General features: G+C 45.1%; 20 protein-coding genes and 1 tRNA gene. 3 read left to right on the forward strand and 18 right to left on the reverse strand.

Annotated features, from left to right (window positions below):
- Positions 1–18 precede the first annotated feature (18 nt).
- On the forward strand, positions 19–1,323 hold the full coding sequence (locus tag ICN11_RS05400; RefSeq protein WP_216229504.1) for an MFS transporter: 1,305 nt from the start codon (positions 19–21) through the stop codon (positions 1,321–1,323).
- Positions 1,324–1,325: 2 nt separating this feature from the next.
- Here the strand turns inward: ICN11_RS05400 and ICN11_RS05405 are convergent, their stop codons facing one another.
- The 10 genes from ICN11_RS05405 to petA all read right to left on the reverse strand — a co-directional run bounded on the left by ICN11_RS05405 (position 1,326) and on the right by petA (position 7,619).
- A complete protein-coding gene (locus ICN11_RS05405; protein ID WP_216229505.1) occupies positions 1,326–2,222 on the reverse strand; it encodes a glycosyltransferase family 47 protein in 897 nt (298 codons plus the stop codon).
- Between the two features lie 8 nt (positions 2,223–2,230).
- A complete protein-coding gene (locus tag ICN11_RS05410) occupies positions 2,231–2,908 on the reverse strand; it encodes a hypothetical protein (protein WP_216229506.1) in 678 nt (225 codons plus the stop codon).
- 10 nt (positions 2,909–2,918) lie between these two features.
- Positions 2,919–3,140 (reverse strand): class I SAM-dependent methyltransferase, encoded by a 222-nt coding sequence (locus tag ICN11_RS05415; protein WP_216229507.1) that lies wholly within the window; start codon positions 3,138–3,140, stop codon positions 2,919–2,921.
- Complete coding sequence (locus tag ICN11_RS05420; protein WP_216229662.1) at positions 3,101–3,532, reverse strand: hypothetical protein; 432 nt, start codon at positions 3,530–3,532, stop codon at positions 3,101–3,103. The genes ICN11_RS05415 and ICN11_RS05420 overlap by 40 nt, the downstream gene beginning before the upstream one ends.
- A 53-nt stretch (positions 3,533–3,585) precedes the next feature.
- Positions 3,586–3,661, reverse strand: a tRNA-Thr gene (locus ICN11_RS05425).
- Positions 3,662–3,679: 18 nt separating this feature from the next.
- Positions 3,680–4,081: a ClpXP protease specificity-enhancing factor gene (locus ICN11_RS05430; RefSeq protein WP_216229508.1), complete on the reverse strand. Its 402-nt coding sequence runs from the start codon at positions 4,079–4,081 to the stop codon at positions 3,680–3,682.
- Positions 4,082–4,111: 30 nt separating this feature from the next.
- Entirely contained in the window at positions 4,112–4,723 is a 612-nt protein-coding gene (locus tag ICN11_RS05435; protein ID WP_216225766.1) for a glutathione S-transferase N-terminal domain-containing protein, read from the reverse strand.
- Between the two features lie 79 nt (positions 4,724–4,802).
- Positions 4,803–5,576 carry a cytochrome c1 gene (locus ICN11_RS05440; protein ID WP_370623604.1) on the reverse strand — a complete coding sequence of 258 codons (774 nt, stop codon included), beginning with the start codon at positions 5,574–5,576 and terminating at the stop codon, positions 4,803–4,805.
- 29 nt (positions 5,577–5,605) lie between these two features.
- Positions 5,606–7,006, reverse strand: coding sequence for a cytochrome bc complex cytochrome b subunit (locus ICN11_RS05445; RefSeq protein WP_216229509.1), 1,401 nt, complete (start codon positions 7,004–7,006; stop codon positions 5,606–5,608).
- A gap of 10 nt (positions 7,007–7,016) precedes the next feature.
- On the reverse strand, positions 7,017–7,619 hold the full coding sequence (petA, locus tag ICN11_RS05450; RefSeq protein WP_216229510.1) for a ubiquinol-cytochrome c reductase iron-sulfur subunit: 603 nt from the start codon (positions 7,617–7,619) through the stop codon (positions 7,017–7,019).
- Positions 7,620–7,756: 137 nt separating this feature from the next.
- Between petA and mscL the strand changes: the two genes are divergently transcribed.
- Entirely contained in the window at positions 7,757–8,179 is a 423-nt protein-coding gene (gene mscL, locus ICN11_RS05455) for a large conductance mechanosensitive channel protein MscL (protein ID WP_216229511.1), read from the forward strand.
- Positions 8,180–8,479: 300 nt separating this feature from the next.
- On the opposite strand, the gene ICN11_RS05460 is transcribed toward mscL, so the two are convergent.
- Positions 8,480–9,682, reverse strand: a complete 1,203-nt coding sequence (locus tag ICN11_RS05460; RefSeq protein WP_216229512.1) for a porin — start codon at positions 9,680–9,682, stop codon at positions 8,480–8,482.
- Between the two features lie 208 nt (positions 9,683–9,890).
- On the opposite strand from ICN11_RS05460, the gene ICN11_RS05465 reads away from it, so the two are divergent.
- Positions 9,891–11,366, forward strand: coding sequence for a tetratricopeptide repeat protein (locus tag ICN11_RS05465; RefSeq protein ID WP_216229513.1), 1,476 nt, complete (start codon positions 9,891–9,893; stop codon positions 11,364–11,366).
- On the opposite strand, the gene tatC is transcribed toward ICN11_RS05465, so the two are convergent.
- Genes tatC through hisF form a run of 7 tightly spaced genes read right to left on the reverse strand, consistent with a single transcriptional unit; the run spans position 11,351 to position 14,977 of the window.
- Complete coding sequence (gene tatC / locus ICN11_RS05470; RefSeq protein ID WP_216229514.1) at positions 11,351–12,148, reverse strand: twin-arginine translocase subunit TatC; 798 nt, start codon at positions 12,146–12,148, stop codon at positions 11,351–11,353. The genes ICN11_RS05465 and tatC overlap by 16 nt on opposite strands.
- A gap of 28 nt (positions 12,149–12,176) precedes the next feature.
- Positions 12,177–12,653 (reverse strand): Sec-independent protein translocase protein TatB, encoded by a 477-nt coding sequence (tatB, locus tag ICN11_RS05475; RefSeq protein WP_216229515.1) that lies wholly within the window; start codon positions 12,651–12,653, stop codon positions 12,177–12,179.
- Positions 12,654–12,681: 28 nt separating this feature from the next.
- Entirely contained in the window at positions 12,682–12,912 is a 231-nt protein-coding gene (gene tatA / locus ICN11_RS05480; RefSeq protein ID WP_216229516.1) for a Sec-independent protein translocase subunit TatA, read from the reverse strand.
- Positions 12,913–12,928: 16 nt separating this feature from the next.
- Complete coding sequence (locus ICN11_RS05485; protein WP_216229517.1) at positions 12,929–13,285, reverse strand: HIT domain-containing protein; 357 nt, start codon at positions 13,283–13,285, stop codon at positions 12,929–12,931.
- Between the two features lie 44 nt (positions 13,286–13,329).
- On the reverse strand, positions 13,330–13,731 hold the full coding sequence (locus ICN11_RS05490; RefSeq protein ID WP_216229518.1) for a phosphoribosyl-ATP diphosphatase: 402 nt from the start codon (positions 13,729–13,731) through the stop codon (positions 13,330–13,332).
- 44 nt (positions 13,732–13,775) lie between these two features.
- Positions 13,776–14,180 (reverse strand): phosphoribosyl-AMP cyclohydrolase, encoded by a 405-nt coding sequence (gene hisI, locus ICN11_RS05495; protein WP_216229519.1) that lies wholly within the window; start codon positions 14,178–14,180, stop codon positions 13,776–13,778.
- Between the two features lie 38 nt (positions 14,181–14,218).
- On the reverse strand, positions 14,219–14,977 hold the full coding sequence (gene hisF, locus ICN11_RS05500; RefSeq protein ID WP_216229520.1) for an imidazole glycerol phosphate synthase subunit HisF: 759 nt from the start codon (positions 14,975–14,977) through the stop codon (positions 14,219–14,221).
- Positions 14,978–14,980 lie beyond the last annotated feature (3 nt).

The raw sequence follows: 14,980 nt of genomic DNA on the forward strand, positions 1-14,980 counted from the left end.
AAATTGACTGATATCAGCATGTCAGACGCAAAAGCTTCATCGCATTCCTATAAAAAGGTAGCAATTGCGGCCTGTTTTGGTACCTTTCTAGAATGGTATGACTTTCTAACATTTGCCACACTGGCGGTAGTTTTTGGACCCCTCTTCTTTCCATCGAGCGATCCCAGCACAGGTCTCTTAGCCAGCCTGGCAACCTTTGGGGTTGGAATGGTAGTGAGGCCCATTGGGGCCGCTATTTTCGGCAGCATTGGCGATCGCATTGGTCGTAGGCCCGTCTTTATGATCACCATCACCCTAATGGGTATTGCCACAGTCTGCGTAGGCTTTTTACCAACTTATAGCCAAGTTGGCATCTGGGCGCCCATACTGCTAGTAAGCCTAAGACTGCTTCAAGGCCTCTCTGCGGGTGGAGAAATTGGCGGAAGTGCCGTTTACCTTACAGAGCATGCTGGCGACTCTAATCGCGGCTTTAAGACCAGCTTCTTGCAACTCATGGGACCGCTTGGTATCTTGGTTTCAACATTGCAAATTGCATTGCTTCAAAATTGGCTTACGACAGAAGAATTTCTATCCTGGGGCTGGAGGGTTCCATTTTGGATTTCGCTCATCCTGCTATTGCTTGCATTTAAAGCTCGAATGGCTCTAGAGGAAACACCAATCTATTTGCAATTAAGTAAAACAGAGACTCAATCCAAAAGCCCCTTAAGGGATAACTTCAAAGACCCAGAAACCAGAAAGAAAATGTTTCTGCTCTGCTTTTGCGTCTCTGCAGGCGGGGCGATCCTGTTTTTCTGTGTGCAGGTCTACACCTCAATCTTTCTCAAGACAACTGTAAAACTGGCTCCTCAATTAGTAAATCAATTGAGTGTTTATGCAACGCTTGCACTACTACCCCTTACAGTATTTGCAGGGTGGCTCTCAGATAAGATTGGCAGAAAACCTGTAGTTGTCAGCGGCCTAATCTTAGGCGCCACGCTAATACTGCCAGCATTTCATTTTTTACAAAAAAATAGCCACTCAACAGCATTAATAGCCATGATTCTCATTGGCCTATCAGGAATTTTGGCACTGGTAGTTGGCCCACAAACAGCTCTACTTGCAGAGCTCTTCCCCGCAAAAACTAGAAATAGTGCGGCCACACTTCCGCATAACTTAGCAGCTGGGTGGATAGGCGGACTTCTCCCACTCATTGTTACCTGGTTAAATCAAGAATGGGTAAGCGATCTAGCGGGGCTTTGGTATCCGACAGTCTTTTTAGGTGCCGCTGCGCTTGTTGGCCTGATTTTCCTGCCAGAAACCAAGGCAGTAAATCTTTCAAAGTAGATTTATAAAGCCTGAATTTTCTCGGAAATTTGATTCTGAATAGCTGTTTTAAATTGTGCCCACCAATTAATACAGCTTAGCTGAAGATGCAATATCTCACTTGGATTGGCTAGGGCCTTAGCCTTCATATTTTCTAAAAATTCGGGCAACTCTGACCATGACCCCAAGATGGGAAATGGGACTGCGCCAATCGAGGCTAAAGCATCCTTAGAGAAGAGAAAATCATGCGCCAGTGAGATTGGGATGCAACCTAGCTCTAGCGCATCATACAAACGAATGGTTTCAGGATTATTTCCCGATGGGCATGGCGCAAAAATACTATCCTCCATGATTGCTGAATATAGGCCTACGTTATATCCACCTGCAAAACCATTCGAGGGCATTAAATATAAATTCTCGCCACATGCAGTAGCAGGTCCCGCAAAGCTGGCACGCTCATTATTATATGAGCCGGCATTATTGATCCAACCAAGGAATGAGGCTATAGACTGGCGATGCAATGAGGACTTAAGGGCGCTGGATTCCCTTGGCCCCACTCCAGTTTTAAATCCGTTCGGTGCCCACAAAATCTTCCCGTTAAAACTCTTCCGATTAATGATGTCTGGAAAGTAGTAATTGCGCACCACCAAATCACATTCAGCATATGCGGAAATGTCTTTATCTAACTTTTCTCCCCCCATATGATATAAAACCACCTTTTTTCCAAAAGATTTAATGTGGCGAATGAGGTCAACATTAATCTGATTTAATTCCAAATACACCACTACAGGGCAGTCTAGCTGACTCGGATCCACCCCGAAGGTATATGGCGCACCAGCAAACAATTCATTCTGGATAAACCAAGCCTCTAAAGCGCCATTCAATGAATCGGGAGAGCTAATAATTTGTAAATTTTTCAAAGCGAAACTTAACCCTGGTGATATTGAATAATGGAATCTTTGTTCGAATAGTAAGTATTGAGCTCCTCAAAAAATAGAGGTGGGTCACTATAATCATGCCAAACTTTGATGGGGCCGAAGAAGCTTCGATGCCACATGGGCCTAAAATTCCAATTTAACGGCAACACGAATGGGTTAAAACCAGTATGTTCAATTGCCGATGCAAATGAACCCTGATCATTGGCAGGCATCGTATAAATACCCTGGTCATTAACCCCCAAAATAGAAGAGTCAATAGTTCCAGCTAACTCCTTCCAGCAATCAAAAACTGCCTTAGCTTTTTTAGTAAAAAATATAACGCCCGTGTTGTACTCAACCTCGTCGCCCGTGAATATTTTTGGATAACGCTTGCCCCATGGAGCCTCGCAAATCGCTATTGCCATTCCAAAAATCCTCGCCTTCTCAAACCCGAAATCAAGCCTTCCCATCACCACAGTATCAAGATCTAGAAATAAGGTTTCATCAAATGGAGACAGGTCAAGCATTCCAGCTTTTAGATTCAAGCTTCTTGGGTCCCCGCCCAGGGCCTCAATCTTAATAATCTCGTGGGGAAGCTCGGGGTGAAATTTTTTGACAGAGGCTTTTAGGCGCTCAATAGGCAATTTAGATTCATCACCCCAGTATATTGACAGGATTCCTCTGGACATTTTTCCCTACTCAATCCACAACGAAATAAAAAGCTGGCATATTCTCAAATCCATTCTTTGAAATTATCTGATATTCCTTATTGAGTCTTATAAAAAACTCATCAACAGCTTTTTTTACTCCCGGCCATCCAATGTCGTCGCCACAAATAATTCCACCTTTTTTAACCTTTGGATACCAAGCCGCTAGATCCTTCACAACGCCCTCGTACGTGTGATCACCATCGATATACACAAGATCAAAACTCTCATCTTGAAACTGATCGGCAGCAAGCCATGACTTTTCTCTAATGATGCTCTACCCTGGAATTTTTTAAGATTGGATGACACGGCATTAAAAAGGCGATCCATGGCATTCTGAGAGTCTACGGCATCAAAAAGTCTTTGCACGTCATAGCAAAAAATATCATTTGGGTCGTAATTTGCTTGAAATGGGTCTACCCCTACATAGGTGATACCAGGCAAAACAGTACACATAAAATCAGCATGGTAGCCGTAGGCAACGCCAATTTCCAATATTTTTTTTGCGTTAACCACCCCTGCTAGATGAGGAACTATTCCGTACGACCCGAACCAACTACAAGCTTGCTTATTTTTTTCTAACGCAATTTGATCTTGGTTGAGCATTCTTGTCTCTCGCAGAAAAAATGCCTCACAAGAAGTGAGGCAAATTAGAAATTTGGTGCCCCTTGTCCGACTCGAACAGACCACCTACTGATTACAAATCAGTTGCTCTACCAGATGAGCTAAAGGGGCAACGGATATTATTTTAACCTATTTCACAATCGTCAAGGAAGGTCTGCCAGCTTTTGGCTTTTGGGCAGCCTCAGGGCTTATATCCTTCGGCGTACTAGTCTGACTAATATCAAAAGGAAAGGACATTCCCTGGCCATTTTCCCGGGCATAGATAGCTAGCACGTGACTTACGGGAACCATGATTTTTCTCGGAACCCCGCCGAATCTTGCCTGAAAACTAATCCAGTCATTGTCTAGATTCAACTGATGGCAGGCCTCAAGGGAAAGATTAAGAACGATTTCATCATTCTTCACAAACTCCATTGGCACTTCAACGCTAGAGTCCACAAATACAGCCATGAAAGGCGTAAAACCATAATCCGTGCACCACTGATGTAGGGCACGGATTAGGTAGGGTTTGTTGCTTGGGTTATCTGACATGCTTATCTTGCCAGCTTGAGAATGAGTCGCTTAGCGACGCATTACCTTTTCTGAAGGCGTTAAAGCCTCAATGTAAGCAGGTCTGCTGAAAATACGCTCAGCGTACTTTAATAAGGCAGCAGCATTACGAGAAAGATCAATACCGTAATGCTCTAAACGCCACAACAAGGGAGCAATAGCAACGTCAAGCATCGAGAACTCTTCGCCCAACATGTACTTGTTCTTAACAAAAATAGGGGCTAGCTGAGTTAAGCGATCGCGGATAGCTAAACGCGCTTTTTCATGAGACTTCTCCGCTGCTTTGCCTTTTTCATTTTCTAAGGCTGCAACGTGCACAAATAACTCTTTCTCGAAGTTGAAGAGGAAGAGGCGTGCACGTGCGCGAGCAACTGGATCGGGCGGCATCAATTGTGGGTGAGGGAAACGCTCATCAATATATTCATTGATGATGTTTGACTCATACAAAATCAAGTCACGTTCAACCAAGATTGGAACTTGACCATAAGGGTTCATAACCGAGATGTCTTCTGGCTTGTTAAACAAGTCCACATCGCGGATCTCAAAGTCCATGCCTTTTTCGAAAAGCACCAAACGGCAGCGTTGCGAGAATGGGCAGTTTGTGCCCGAGTACAACACCATCATAAATTTATTTCCTTAAAAATCTACTTCAATACAACAAACGCACTAACAACTGCGACTTTAAATCTCTTATGACTCTGACTTAGTGGATATCTTTCCAATAAGCCTTATTCAAGCGCCATGCCAGCAATGTAAAGATTGCCAGGAAGATGAGCACTACAACACCGAGACGCTTACGCTCGAGCTGAACTGGCTCAGCCATCCAAGACATGAATGCAACTAAGTCGGCAATGTTGTCGTCATACTCTTGTGACTTCATAGTTCCAGGCGTCAATTGCTCGAAGCCTACGAATACTTTTTCTGTACGGCTCTCGTCATGCAGATCCTTGCGCTCTTCAAACTTTGCGGCACGCTCGCCTTGCAACTGCCAAAGAACGTGTGGCATACCAACGTTTGGATATACCAAGTTGTTCCATCCAGTTGGAGTCGCATCGTCTTTGTAGAAGGTACGGAAATAGGTGTAAAGCCAATCCGTACCACGTGCACGTGCCTCTACAGATAAGTCAGGAGGAGTCTTACCAAAGAACGCTTTACCTTCTTTTGGCGTCATGGAGATCGTCATCAGATCGCCAACTTTAGCGTCGGTCAAAATCAAGTTATCTTTGATTTGCTGGTCCGTCAAACCGATATCGCGCATACGGTTGTAACGCATGCTTGAAGCTGCATGACAGTTCAAGCAATAGTTTACAAATAACTTGGCACCGTTTTGCAATGAGGCATTGTTGCTCACACGGTTTGGTGCCGCATCTAATGGGAAGCCGCCTTCATTAGCATTAGCACTTACGCCAAGGCCTAGGGCAGCAACTAAAACAGTTGCTTGGCAGACGCCCATCAAAGTTTGCAGAATTCGTTTCATACTAGTTCCTAATTTCTCGGGTGTCTGAATTAATGGGACTTAAAAGTAACGCGCTTTGGAACTGGCTTGAACGTACCAAGCTTGCTCCAGAACGGCATTGCCAAGAAGAAGCCCAGATAATAAATAGTGCAAATCTGAGAAATCTTTTCAAATACTGGTGATGGCGGCTCAATACCCAGGTAACCCAAAATCACAAAGCTCACCACAAATACACCATAGATATATTTATGAAATTGTGGGCGATAGCGTATGGACTTTACTGGTGAATGATCCAACCAAGGCAGGAAGAACATGATCACAACTGAACCACCCATAATTACAACACCCCAGAACTTCGCATCAAATGCGTAGAAGCCAGCAGCCAAAATCAAGGCGATAGCTGCACAGGCGCCTTTAACCTTAATATCCTTAGTGCTGATAGCAAACATTCCTAAAATCACTGCCAAGAAAATCCACAGCGGCAACAAGAAGTTTGAGGTAGTCGCACGCAACATAGAGTAGAACGGCGTGAAATACCAAACCGGTGCAATGTGCGTTGGAGTTACAAATGGATTTGCAGGAATGAAGTTATTTGCCTCGAGGAAGTAACCGCCCATCTCTGGAGCAAAGAATACGATGCAAGCAAACACCATCAAGAAAACGCCCAAACCAAATACATCGTGTACGGTGTAGTAAGGATGGAAAGGAATGCCATCTAGCGGAATACCTTTTTCATCTACAGTTTCTTTGATTTCAACGCCATCTGGATTATTTGAACCAACTTCATGCAATGCAATGATGTGGGCAGCTACTAAACCAATAAGCACTAATGGAATTGCAATCACGTGGAATGCAAAGAAGCGATTCAGTGTTGCATCACCAACGACGTAGTCACCGCGTAACCATAAAGACAGGTCTGGACCAATCAAAGGAATTGCAGAGAACAAGTTCACAATCACTTGAGCGCCCCAGTAGGACATTTGGCCCCATGGAAGCAAGTAACCAAAGAACGCCTCGCCCATCAGGCACAAGAAAATTGCGCAACCGAATACCCAAATTAATTCACGTGGCTTGCGATATGAGCCGTAGATCAAACCACGGAACATATGTAAATAGACCACCACGAAGAACATTGAGGCACCCGTTGAATGTAAATAACGAATCAACCAACCCCATGGTACTTCGCGCATGATGTACTCAACAGACTCGAAAGCCTTAGTAGCATCAGGCTTATAGTTCATTACCAAAAAAATGCCGGTGATGATCTGCAATGCCAGCACAACGATGGCCAAAGAGCCAAAGAAATACCAAAAATTGAGGTTTTTAGGGGCGTAATACTCGGTTAAATGGGCTTTAATCGAGGATGTAAGGGGGAAACGCGAGTCAACCCAAGCCAAGACCTTCTGGGCTACAGGAGCGTCTGCCGGGACTTCTTTTTCGTGAAATGCCATTTATCTCTCCTTAGGCCTTCTTATCTTCGCCAACCAGAATCTTGGTATCGCTCAAATACATATGTGGCGGTACTTCCATATTGTCTGGGGCTGGTTTATTTTTAAATACGCGGCCTGCCATATCAAATGTAGAGCCGTGGCATGGGCAAAGGAAGCCGCCGGGCCAAGTATTTGGCAAAGAAGGCTGAGCGCCCGCCTCAAACTTCGCCGTAGGAGAGCAGCCTAAATGCGTACAAATGCCCACTACTACCAGGTATTCAGGCTTAATTGAACGCCATTGGTTCTGAGCATAAGGGGGAGTAAATTGGGCCGGATCCCTTAAAGAATCAGGGTCTGCCAGCTCGGAGTCAATTTTAGATAGCTCGGCAACTTGCTCAGGCGTGCGACGCACCACCCAAACCGGTTTACCGCGCCACTCAACCATGCGCATTTCGTCTGGCTGCATGCCGGCAATATCGATCTCGACAGCAGCTCCAGCGGCCTTAGCGCGCTCAGAAGGCTGAAAACTGTCCACAAAAGGGTAAAGGGCTGCGGCTGCACCAACGCCTCCAACCGCTGAAGTAGCGATCAACCAGTTACGGCGATCCTTGTCCATACAGGGCTTGTCACTCATTTACAAAATTCCTCGATAGAGCATTTATAGGTGGAAATTGCTTAAAGGTAAGATTTTAAAGTAAAAAGTGGGGTATGCAAGTAAGTTATGGGGTTAATCTTGAGTTAATCTCAATCTAATTTAAAAGAAAGGCATTTATGGCTGTTTTAAAGGAATTTCGGGACTTCGCAGTCAAGGGTAATGTCATTGATTTAGCGGTGGGTGTGATCATTGGGGGAGCCTTCGGGAAAATCGTAGATTCCCTGGTAAATGACATAGTCATGCCAGTGATTTCAACCCTTTTAGGAGGTCATATTGACTTCACCAATCTATTTCTTGTTATGGGCAAAATTCCAGAGGGGGTTCCTAGAACTTTTGATGCGCTCAAAAAAGCTGGGGTGCCAATTTTTGCCTATGGTAACTTCATCACCATTTCTATTAACTTTATCTTGCTGGCTTTTGTGATTTTCCAAATGGTCAAAGTTGTGAATAGGGTAAGAGCGATTGATGCGCCACCAGTACCGCCAACACCAGAAGATATTGTCTTGCTAAGAGAGATCAGGGATAGCCTGAAGAAATAAATTTTATTTATAGGATGAAGCCTTGCACCCTTTTACCAAAAGACTGCTTGACTAGCCTCCGTTAGGCTGACAGATAAGCGGCATCTCCCACATTGGTTTACCTTGACTGTAATCGCAAGACACGCCAACTGGAGATTTTGTACTAGCTAGACAACCCGATAATGTGAGGGTCAATAAGGCTATTGAAAAGTATTTCATTAATATCCACCTTTGAATAGATTAAGAAAAAACCCACCGTGTTGCCACAGTGGGTTAATTTGATACCAAACTAATCATCAACTAGCTTACGCTAGCGCTAAATTAGAAAGTGTGACGTACGCCCACTGCATACTGTGATGCACCAGCCGATGTTCCTGAAGGAAGCAACGGTGTAGTTGTAGAAGAGCTTGTTGATGTTGAACCATAGATAGCGTATAAGTTTGTACGCTTGCTCAACAAGTAGTTAGTACCTAACTGCCATGAATTAAAGTTAGATGTTGGTGAACCCGCACCAAAACTTGTGTAGCGTCCATTACCAATGTTTGCCCAACCTTCAATAGTTGGCGTAATGAAGCTACGAACACCGATTTGCTGACCAGAGCGCTTAGCAAAGTTATTGCTATCCAAAGCTGAAGTTGCCTTGCGGTTTACCCAACCAGCATATGCCTTCAAGATTCCGAAGTCATAAGTTGCGCCAACATAAGTTTGGTTATCAGTTACGTTAGAGCCGTAGTTGGCAGAGCCAGCAGGTATTGATGCAACACCAGTGTTATTTTCACTCTTAAATGACTGGTAGTTTGCAGTTGCAAACAACTTATTCCAGCCGTAGTTCAAGCCAAGGCCCCAACCAGTATTGTTTGTATTACCACCAGCGCTCGCAGCCGTTGAATTTGTATCGTATTGTGTACGATCTTGGTTATTAATTGCATACATTGCTGATGCCTGAAAACCAGCCATAACTTCAGTCTGCGCTGTAACAGCATTGTTTGAGCGAACTGTGTAAGCGCCAGTTGTTGTGCCAGAGCCGTTAGCTGGGTAAATTACGCTACCAACCATGTTGTTTTGCTGACCTGGGTCAGTTTTACCAACAGCAACGTGAATTGGAGTGTACTGAGTACCAATTGCTGCCTGGCCAATACCTTTTTTGCTCAAACCAACGAAAGTTTGACGGTTTTGCAAACCACCATAACTGTTTGCTGAAGTGCCAGTAGTGACGCTTGAAAGAGCGGAACCTGACAAGCTACCGTCTTGTGGGTAGAGTTGGAATTCAGCTGTAAAGAATGCATTTGTACCGCCACCTAAATCTTCAGTGCCTTTGAAACCAAGACGTGAAGTTGACTCAGCTGACTGACCCAATGTATTGCTTGATTGTTTGTATGCACCCGCTGTTGAAGTTGCTGGGAGGCGCAAGTTTGTACCAACATAACCAACGTCCAAAATACCATAAACAGTCACTGATGACTGAGCTTGAGCTGCACCAGCAAATGCTGTTACTGCAGCGATTGCGAATAGCGATTTTTTCATTCTTTAAATCTCCATAAATTGAAAGTAATGCCCAAATAAAACTGGGACTTACGAATTTTGCTTGTTTTGCCCAGCTAGACTAGGGGTAAGGGTATTTAGGAGCTCTTTTTGCTTGTCAAAAGGCAGTTTTTTGGCTTTCTTCGTTGTATCAGGGCAACAAGGGCTTTGATTTCTGTCTTTTTAGGCCCTTGGATGCCAAAATTGTCATATGGCAAGCCGTGAATTCCTAAAAATCCTCCAATTAGCTCGCATTGGTGACGTTTCTGCGCAACAAAATTTAGCTTCAGCTTATCTGACGGGGGCCTTTAAAACCCCCATACAACCTGCTAATGCCTTGATTTGGTTAGAAAAATCCTATTTATCACTTAAAAATCAGCTAGTTAGCGCTACTACTTCAAGTGATGCGGAGATTTCTGAGATTAACGCGACGAACCCAGAAATGCTGGCGATGTTTGAGCACGTTTCATCAGTTCCGCTCGCCGCAACCCTGAACTCGCCCGCCTTCTCCTTCGGATGGGAGTTGTTTTGGAAGCTAGCCCAAGCAAATGTTTCTGCAAGTTACGCCGTGCAATGGCAACTCGCAGAGTTATTACTTGATCCAAATAAAAAAGAGTTGCAGACGGAAATCATTACTTGGATTTCCAAGCAGAATGGCGAGCGTGATTTTTCTTCGCTCCAAAAAACAGCTAAAGAATTTCTACTAGAACTTTCTAAGTCAGAGACTCCGTTTACCAATTCCGCCAAGGAGTTGCTCATCAAGCTACAACCAAAAGATGAGGCACTCTCCTCTCTCTGGAATGCTTGGATCTCAGAAAAGAATGAGGCGGCGCTAATACAGGCAGCGGAACTTGGTCTAACGATTGCAAAGCTCACCCTAGGTTTGCGTCTAGCGCAATTCGATGAAGTAGGCTCTGATGAGAAAGACTTGATTGGGGCGGGCGGCGGCAAATCGAACGCCTCCCTAAAGAAAGCAGCCTACTGGTTAGAGCTTGCAGCGAAAGATGGTGATCGAGATGCCTGGTTTGCACTTGGTGAGATTTACCGTCGTCCTCAGTTTTCTGGATACAACGCTAGCGAGAGTGATCGCTGCTTTGATCGAGCTGCAGACCTAGGTCATGCGCAGGCGCAGTTTCGGAAAGGCGCCAATCTGTGGCGCAAACGCGAAAGGACTGAAGAAAAGGTTCGCGGGCTTCAGGCCTCCTATTGGATTTGGCAAGCGCATCAACAAGGCGTGCCCGAAGCAAAGGAATTGCTTGGGAAAATTTTAGAGAATGTGTCTAGCCCAAAGAACAATGATTGGTTTGAATTGGCGACTTATGCTGAAAACGCTTTAAACCATCACGCCGAACACAAGTTAGATGAAGAGTGGGCTTTACTTTGTCACCGACTGATCATTGCCAATCAATTTAATCTCAGTAAAGCTGAGTTATTGCTTTGCGAAGTGGGCCAACTACAACATGAGCATTGTGTGGTGGTAGATATTCGCCACGAGTTACCCAAGATACTGCCTAGATTGATTCAAATTGATACCACTCAGCAGCGTCGCTCTTTACTTGCAGCGGGAAAAGTTTTTGCAAGTAGCGAATCAGACTTGGAGGGTAATTTAAGACAAAGGCGCTATCGATTTGATCGGGTCACGGAATGGCTCAGCGCCACCTTCTCAGCAGATCAAACAGTAGCTTGAGAATCCGAACCTGTTGTTGTATCAGCATCATGATCTGACGGATTTGGAACGTAGAATCGTGCAATCAAGAGTCCGAGCTCATAGAGCAGACTCATTGGCACCGCCAACAGTAATTGCGAGAGTACATCTGGCGGAGTCACAATCGCTGAAATCACAAAAGCACCAACGATCACGTAAGGGCGAATCTCTCTGAGTTTTTGTAGCGGCACCATACCCATGCGCACCAAAACAACCACGACTACTGGCACCTCGAAGGTAATACCAAAAGCTAAGAATGTGGTCATTGCAAAGCTGAGGTAGTTATCAATGTCTGTCGACATCTCCGCACCTAGGGGTGCGTTATAGCTAGCCATGAACTGGAATACGGTTGGAAATACCAAGAAGTAAGCAAATGCCATTCCAAAGATAAATAAGCTGTAGCTGCTTACTACCAAAGGTACGATCAACTTCCGCTCATGCTGATAAAGACCTGGGGCAATGAATGCCCATAACTGATACATCACCACCGGCAAGGCAATTAAGAAAGCAACCAGCATGGTAACTTTCATGGGGACAAAGAATGAACCCGTAACATCAGTGACGATCATCTTGCCGCCAGCGGGTAATGCCTGAAGCAATGGCTGTGCAAACAAATGGAAAATATCAGGGGCCCAATATACAAGGCAAACGAACACCACAATAATTGCTATAGCGGACTTAATGATGCGATCACGTAACTCAAATAAATGAGACAAGAAAGATTCTTGCAAACCTGAATCTTCAGTTGAATTATTTTGAGTCATTGTTAAAGGTTTTTAATTTTCTTTTGGCTTATTTGCCAGCGGTGTGATGAAAGCGCTTCATGCGCGCAGCGCCAGACTGAACCCTTGTGCGCAAACCGGTAGAGCGCTTGAACCAAACAGGTCTTGCTGCGCGCCTCACACCCCAACTCTTACGACCTTGGCGTATTGATTTTTGCAGCACCTCTTTTTCATCAAGAGGTTCTCTCGTGAAATTATTTTCAAAGATATCCGCCTGATCGCTGAGGTTTGCTCCGGCCTCCTGAACAGTAGACTGAATTGAGTTCTCGACATCCTTAAAGGCGGAGACGCTTTCTTCGCGAAGCTTCTTGAACTCCTCTACATCCATCTGCCGACTCACTTCAGACTTCACATCGGCCATGTATCGCTGCGCTCTTCCAAATAAATTACCCGCCATACGGGCTATTTTTGGAAGACGCTCGGGACCAACCACCACCAGTGCAACTACTGCAATGAGTGCAAGCTTTGAAACTCCGAGATCAATCATTGCAGCTGCGCATTATTTAAATCTGAAATTACTTGTTTACGTCTTTTGCCTGCACATCCACAGTTTTCTCTGTTGATGCAGCAGCACTCTGAATTTGTTCTTTTGACTCTTCAGCTCCCTCAGGTGCTTTCATGCCATCTTTAAAGCCCTTAACGGCGCCACCTAAGTCAGAGCCGATATTGCGCAATTTTTTGGTACCGAATACCAACATCACGATGACCAAAACAATTAACCAATGCCAAATGCTAAATGAACCCATTTTTAATCTCCTTGGACTATTTTTTCCAGGGGCGCGGACCGCCCATCACATGCAAGTGCAAGTGATAAACCTCTTGCCCACCATCTGCACCATTATTCACAACCAATCTAAAGCCACCATCTTTTCCAGGACGGCAACCCTGCTCCTTGGCGAGACGCGGTGCTAATTCCATCATTCTACCTAGCAAAGGCGCATCCACCACTTCTGCAGACTCCAGCATGGGAATATGTTTTTTAGGAATCATTAAGAAATGAACCGGCGCAGCTGGGTTGATATCCTTAAAAGCGTAAATTTCCTCATCCTCGTATACCTTTTGGGACGGGATTTCACCTTTAGAAATTTTGCAAAACAAGCAATTCGGATCGTGGCTCACGCTTTCGCCTCTAGTTTTGATGAATTATTGGGAATTTTCTGAATTTACTCTTTGCCAGAAGCTTTTCTGGCTGCCTTCTCTTCGATGCCTGAGGTGCCCAGGCGACGATTGAGCTCAGCGACAACATCCTCTGGGCGCAAGCCAAACTGGGAAAGCGCAATCAAACAATGGAACCAAAGGTCAGCCATCTCGCCCACCAAGAGTTTTTGCTGCTCAGGGGCTAGATTGGAATTACGCGCATCCTTGGCTGCCATGACGGCTTCGGTAGCCTCTTCGCCAATCTTCTTGAGGATTCCATCGTCCCCTTTAGAAAAAAGCAAAGCAGTGTAAGAGGTCTTAGGATCTGCCTCACCAGCCTTAAAAGCATCGCGTCGCTGATCCACCACATCGGCCAGATGAGCCAAGGCGGAGTCTAAATTGGAAGGGTTTTGTGCTGGACTAGTCATAAAGTGATTTTATGTCTTTTATTGCCCGAAAGACTAAGAGGGTCTTATTTGTGAGTCTTGGACTCATCTACCCAAGCGGATTTACCGGAATCCCAGCGCAAAAAGAAGCAACTATGTTCGCCAGTATGACAAGCAATACCGTCTTTTTGCTCAACCATGAGCAAAATCGTATCCCCATCACAGTCAAGGCGAATTTCTTTAACTTTTTGGGTGTGCCCGGATTCTTCACCTTTGTGCCACAGCTTTTGTCTTGAACGAGTCCAGTACACGGCCTCCCCCAAACGCAAAGTAGCCAATAGAGCATCGCGATTCATCCAGGCCATCATCAAGATATCTTTACTACCCACTTCCTGGGCGATTACCGGAACTAGACCTTGATCATTCCAAGTGACAGTATCCAACCATACGCCAGCTTCCAAGGATTCGATGGGGGTAAAGGTATTTTTCATGGTCATTCGTATGAATCTTTCAGTAGATCTATCTTGGCTCAAATACGAACGGGGATACCTTGGCTTGCCATATATTCTTTTGCCTGGCCAACAGTGTATTCACCATAATGAAAAATACTGGCTGCTAGAACTGCATCAGCATGGCCTTTGGTAATGCCATCAACCAAGTGCTGCAAATTACCCACGCCGCCAGAGGCGATTACTGGAACGCTCACGGCATCGCTCACTGCTGCAGTTAGCTCAAGATCAAAACCATCTTTACTACCATCGCGATTCATACTTGTAAGAAGAATTTCTCCAGCGCCACGTTTAGCAACTTCAGAAGCCCATGCCACTACATCCATACCAGTCGAAGTTCTACCGCCATGGGTAAAGACTTCCCAATTACCCGCTTCAGTTTTTTTAGCATCAATGGCAACCACGATGCACTGCGAACCATAATACGCCGCCGCATCAGAAACTAAATCTGGATTCGCTACTGCAGAAGAGTTCATGCTGACCTTATCAGCACCCGCATTAAGTAAACGACGCACATCCGCTACTGCACGCACGCCGCCGCCAACAGTCAAAGGAATAAATACTTGAGAGGCAACATCTTCAATGATGTGCAATATGAGATCACGTCCATCAGATGTGGCTGTAATGTCTAAAAAGGTGAGCTCATCAGCGCCTTGAGTGTCATAGCGTTTTGCGATCTCTACCGGATCACCTGCATCACGCAGACCTACAAAGTTCACGCCTTTAACAACGCGCCCTGCCGTAACGTCAAGGCAAGGAATAATTCTTTTAGTTAGCACTGA

This window comes from Polynucleobacter sp. 78F-HAINBA (assembly GCF_018882325.1).
GTDB lineage: Bacteria > Pseudomonadota > Gammaproteobacteria > Burkholderiales > Burkholderiaceae > Polynucleobacter.